This is a genomic window from Chitinophaga sp. GbtcB8, from assembly GCF_019091455.1.
Lineage (GTDB): Bacteria > Bacteroidota > Bacteroidia > Chitinophagales > Chitinophagaceae > Chitinophaga.
In genome coordinates this window covers 1-3,791 of the sequence record NZ_JAGXJN010000080.1, presented here as the reverse complement: position 1 = coordinate 3,791, position 3,791 = coordinate 1, and the positions used below count along the sequence as shown (strand labels likewise).

The window sequence follows — 3,791 nt, the reverse complement described above, 5'->3', positions numbered from 1 at the left end:
GGCATCGCTTAGATTTGAATGTCTAATGTATGCCAACTGCCGTGATGCTAAAATATGTATTTGCTCGTGGGGATACGGTAAGGCGCACTTCATGTATTACATGGAAATAATCATCAGCCGGCACATTAAAATGTGCCATCAGGCTTTCGTGCACGGAAAGGGAAATATCACTTTTTATTTGTTCCGTTAAGTTTTGTGCAAGATTGATCTTTACAAAAGGCATATGATTAGTTTTTTGTGTCAGGAGAAAGTATGATAACGGGCTGCCCTTTTTTAGCCAGGTAAATAGCTACAAATTTGCAGGGCTGACCGGCAAGCGCATTCTTAAAAGTTTGTATGGGCTGATTGGCAGCCTCGTGGAAACTATCACCCGCCTTCAGTATAACAGGCGCCTGGCCGGCTACCTGGTATTCTATCTCCCCAGATACCACATACCCGTATACCTCACAGGGATGGTAATGCGCCGGGGCGCCCTGGCCAGGCGCACAGGTAATTTCATCTATACGTATATCCTCTACCGTAGCAGGCGCCAAAACCTGCTCTAATAATATTTTGCGGCTGATACCGGATTGCGCATAGGTACTCCCTCCTATTGCCCATAACCCTATTAAGAAGCAAACTGTTTTCATGGCTGTAAATTTTTTGCAGCTCAAAATTAGGGCAAATCCATACTTTTGTAATATTGAAATATCTAATACAATACTTCAATTTTATTAAACTATGACCAGCGACATTATGGACCTGGACCTGCTACGCACCTTTGTGCTGGCAGTAGATCTTGACAGCTTTGCCAAAGCTGCGGACCGGGTAGCCCGCTCCCAGTCGGCCGTGAGCCTGCAAATGCAACGCCTGGAAGAAATGACCGGGCAACCGCTGTTCATTAAACAAGGGCGGGGCTGGCACCTTACTGCTGCCGGTGAAATGCTGCTGGGATACGCCAAACAGCTGCTGGACATTAATGACCGCGCAGTACGCGCCCTGAGTGATACCCAGCTGGAAGGACAGGTACGGTTAGGTATATCCGCTGATTTTGCGGAGAGCGAGCTGCCCCTGGTACTGGCCCGTTTTGCAGCAGTATACCCACAGGTGCAGATCACGATCGTGATAGACCGGCAGGCAGTGCTCATGAAACAGCTGCAGGCTGGCCAGCTGGATGTAATTGTGAACATGCACTTTCATACGCCGGCAGATGCCATCCCCATCGGGCAGCTGCCTTTGCGCTGGATCGGCGGACCCGCAACACGGCTGGTAGCGGATCAGCCATTACCGTTATTGTTATTTGAATCGCCCTGCATTGTACGCCAGGCGGGTTTAGAGGCGTTAGAAGCCGCACAACGCAGCTGGCGGATAGTACTGACCAGTCCCAGCTTAGCGGGGCTGTGGGCGGCTGCGCAGGCAGGATTGGGGGTTACCATCCGCACGGCAATAGGCGTACCGCCGGGATGTAAGCTGCTGCCGGCATCTGCCGGGCTGCCCGCATTACCAGCCATGCACCTGTTTTTGCAGCAGCAAAAGCAGCACCCGGCGCCGGCAGTGGAACGGCTCACAGAAATATTACAGGAAACACTGCGCGAACAGGTGCAACGTGTTCGTAAAAAATAAAAAATCGGTTTCTTTGTAAAGTCATGTCGTTATTTATTACATCATTGAACTCAGGCAGCAACGGGAACTGTTATTACATTGGTAATGACTGGGACGCCGTGCTGGTAGATGCGGGGATCTCCTGCCGTGAAACGGAGAAGCGGATGAAACGCCTGGGGCTATCCATGCACCAGGTAAGAGCCATTTTTGTTTCCCATGAACATACGGACCACATACGCGGGATACCCGTAATTGCCCGCAAATATCGCCTGCCGGTATATATTACTGCTGCTACCCTGCTCAGTGGCGGGCTGCAGCTAAATGCACAGCAGGTTATCTCTTTCAGCGCTTATGCACCGGTACAGGTAGGCTCCCTTACCGTAACAGCTTTTCCCAAATTCCATGACGCCTCTGAACCGCATAGCTTTATTGTGAACTGCGGCAACATTAACATTGGGGTGTTCACTGACATTGGCGCACCCTGCGAACATGTGATCCGCCATTTTCAGCAATGCCATGCAGCTTTCCTGGAATCGAACTATGACGAGCAAATGCTGGAACAGGGACGGTACCCGTATTTTTTAAAAAACCGTATCCGCGGCGGGCAGGGACATTTATCCAACCGGCAGGCGCTGGAATTGTTTAAGGCGCACCGGCCGGCTTTTATGAGCCATTTGTTGTTATCGCATCTTTCGCAGGAGAACAACTCCCCTGACCTGGTGCAGGCTTTATTCAATGAACATGCGGACGGAACAGAGATTGTAGTAGCCACCCGGTTTGCGGAGACCGCTGTATACCAGGTTGGGATTGGTTTACAGCAGGGTTTGAGAATTTAATTGAAACTTATATCGAAGAATATTTGGAAGAAAAAGATTAATTCCTATCTTTGCACTCCCGAAATTCAAAAACGGGAATGATTCCGTAGCTCAGTTGGTAGAGCAATACACTTTTAATGTATGGGTCCTGGGTTCGAGTCCCAGCGGGATCACTAATAGGCACTTTAATAGTGCCTATTTTCGTTTTAAACATGCTGTGGTTGTTGACTTTAACAAAAATTGCGCACCAAACGAATTCAAAGAATATCCAAAAAAAAGGGGTCTGAATCGGGGGCCGTTTTGGGGGCTTACCTTTATTAAACAAACCCTTTATACTAATTGAGATTTGATAAGCTGATCTGTTAATCATTTTACAGTCAGCAAATGAAAATTTCTCAAAAATTCTCGCTACTCTTCTTCCTGAGTAAAAAACGCGCAGACCGCAACGGCTACTGTCCGATTTATATGCGGATCACTATTGACGGGAAAAGATCACCCGATCTTTCGCTAGGCTTCAAGGTCCTGTCCAAATACTGGGATAACACGCAGAAAAAAGTGGTTGGCCTGGCCACACCCGAAGCGAAGTCTATTAATTTAAAAATACTGCAGACAAAGGCGGACTACGAAACGCAATTCACACTTTTGGGATCCCAATACGGTGATGTTACTGTCGACATGCTCATAAAGGCCGTCCGGCCATTTAACCAAAATGACTCTGTTCGCCAGTCGCTGCCAGTAACCCCAACTGAACTGCATAAGCGGATCGATGCCATGTTTATCCGTTGCCGTGAGTACTATAGACAGGAAAAAAAAGTTCTCAAGACCGCAGACGAGCGGATCAGAGCGAGCGAAGTAAGAACACTTAATAAAGAAAAAGCGATTATTAAGGACGAAATTGAAATGCTTACCTCCTTATCCCTGGATGTTTATACTCTTATCGCAAATGAGGAAAAAACAGTAATGGATGCCAGTTATGAATTTCTGATCACCTTTCTGCGTAAATCTGTCGGAGGAACGAGGGCATTCAGCACATGCAAAAAATGGTGGGTTACCAAAGATAAGATCAAACAGTTCCTCTCCTATACATATAAAAGAAATTCTTATACTCTATTAGAGGTGACGCGCGTCTTCGCTGAGCGTTTTTACGATTACCTAACGCTTGTCCATAGTTGTGGCCATAATAGCGCCATGAAGATTATCAAGAATACAAGACAGATCATTGAACGCGCAATTGTCAGCGGTTGGTTAGCTACTAATCCTCTGGGCAATTTCAGGTGCAGTTACATTGACCCGGATCGCGAGGCGCTAACGGTAGAAGTGTATAATCCGGACTAAACTGAACCACTAATTCCGGATCAAAGTGAACCAGTTATTCCAGACCAAAGTGAACCACCC

At 47.5% G+C, this 3,791-nt stretch carries 5 protein-coding genes and 1 tRNA gene; 4 read left to right on the top strand and 2 right to left on the bottom strand.

What is annotated here, in order from left to right; all coding sequences use genetic code 11:
* Window positions 1-22 precede the first annotated feature (22 nt).
* Entirely contained in the window at window positions 23-223 is a 201-nt protein-coding gene (locus tag KVT36_RS33330; RefSeq protein WP_217607378.1) for a tautomerase family protein, read from the bottom strand.
* Between the two features lie 4 nt (window positions 224-227).
* Complete coding sequence (locus KVT36_RS31400; protein WP_217607377.1) at window positions 228-629, bottom strand: cupin domain-containing protein; 402 nt, start codon at window positions 627-629, stop codon at window positions 228-230.
* Between the two features lie 91 nt (window positions 630-720).
* Here KVT36_RS31400 and KVT36_RS31395 point away from each other — a divergent pair, with 91 nt between their 5' ends.
* From KVT36_RS31395 to KVT36_RS31380, 4 genes are all read left to right on the top strand, one after another.
* Entirely contained in the window at window positions 721-1,602 is an 882-nt protein-coding gene (locus KVT36_RS31395; protein WP_217607376.1) for a LysR substrate-binding domain-containing protein, read from the top strand.
* Window positions 1,603-1,625: 23 nt separating this feature from the next.
* Window positions 1,626-2,417 carry an MBL fold metallo-hydrolase gene (locus KVT36_RS31390; RefSeq protein ID WP_217607375.1) on the top strand — a complete coding sequence of 264 codons (792 nt, stop codon included), beginning with the start codon at window positions 1,626-1,628 and terminating at the stop codon, window positions 2,415-2,417.
* A gap of 79 nt (window positions 2,418-2,496) precedes the next feature.
* Window positions 2,497-2,569, top strand: a tRNA-Lys gene (locus KVT36_RS31385).
* Between the two features lie 211 nt (window positions 2,570-2,780).
* Window positions 2,781-3,731 (top strand): phage integrase SAM-like domain-containing protein, encoded by a 951-nt coding sequence (locus tag KVT36_RS31380; protein WP_217607374.1) that lies wholly within the window; start codon window positions 2,781-2,783, stop codon window positions 3,729-3,731.
* The last annotated feature ends 60 nt before the right edge of the window (window positions 3,732-3,791 follow it).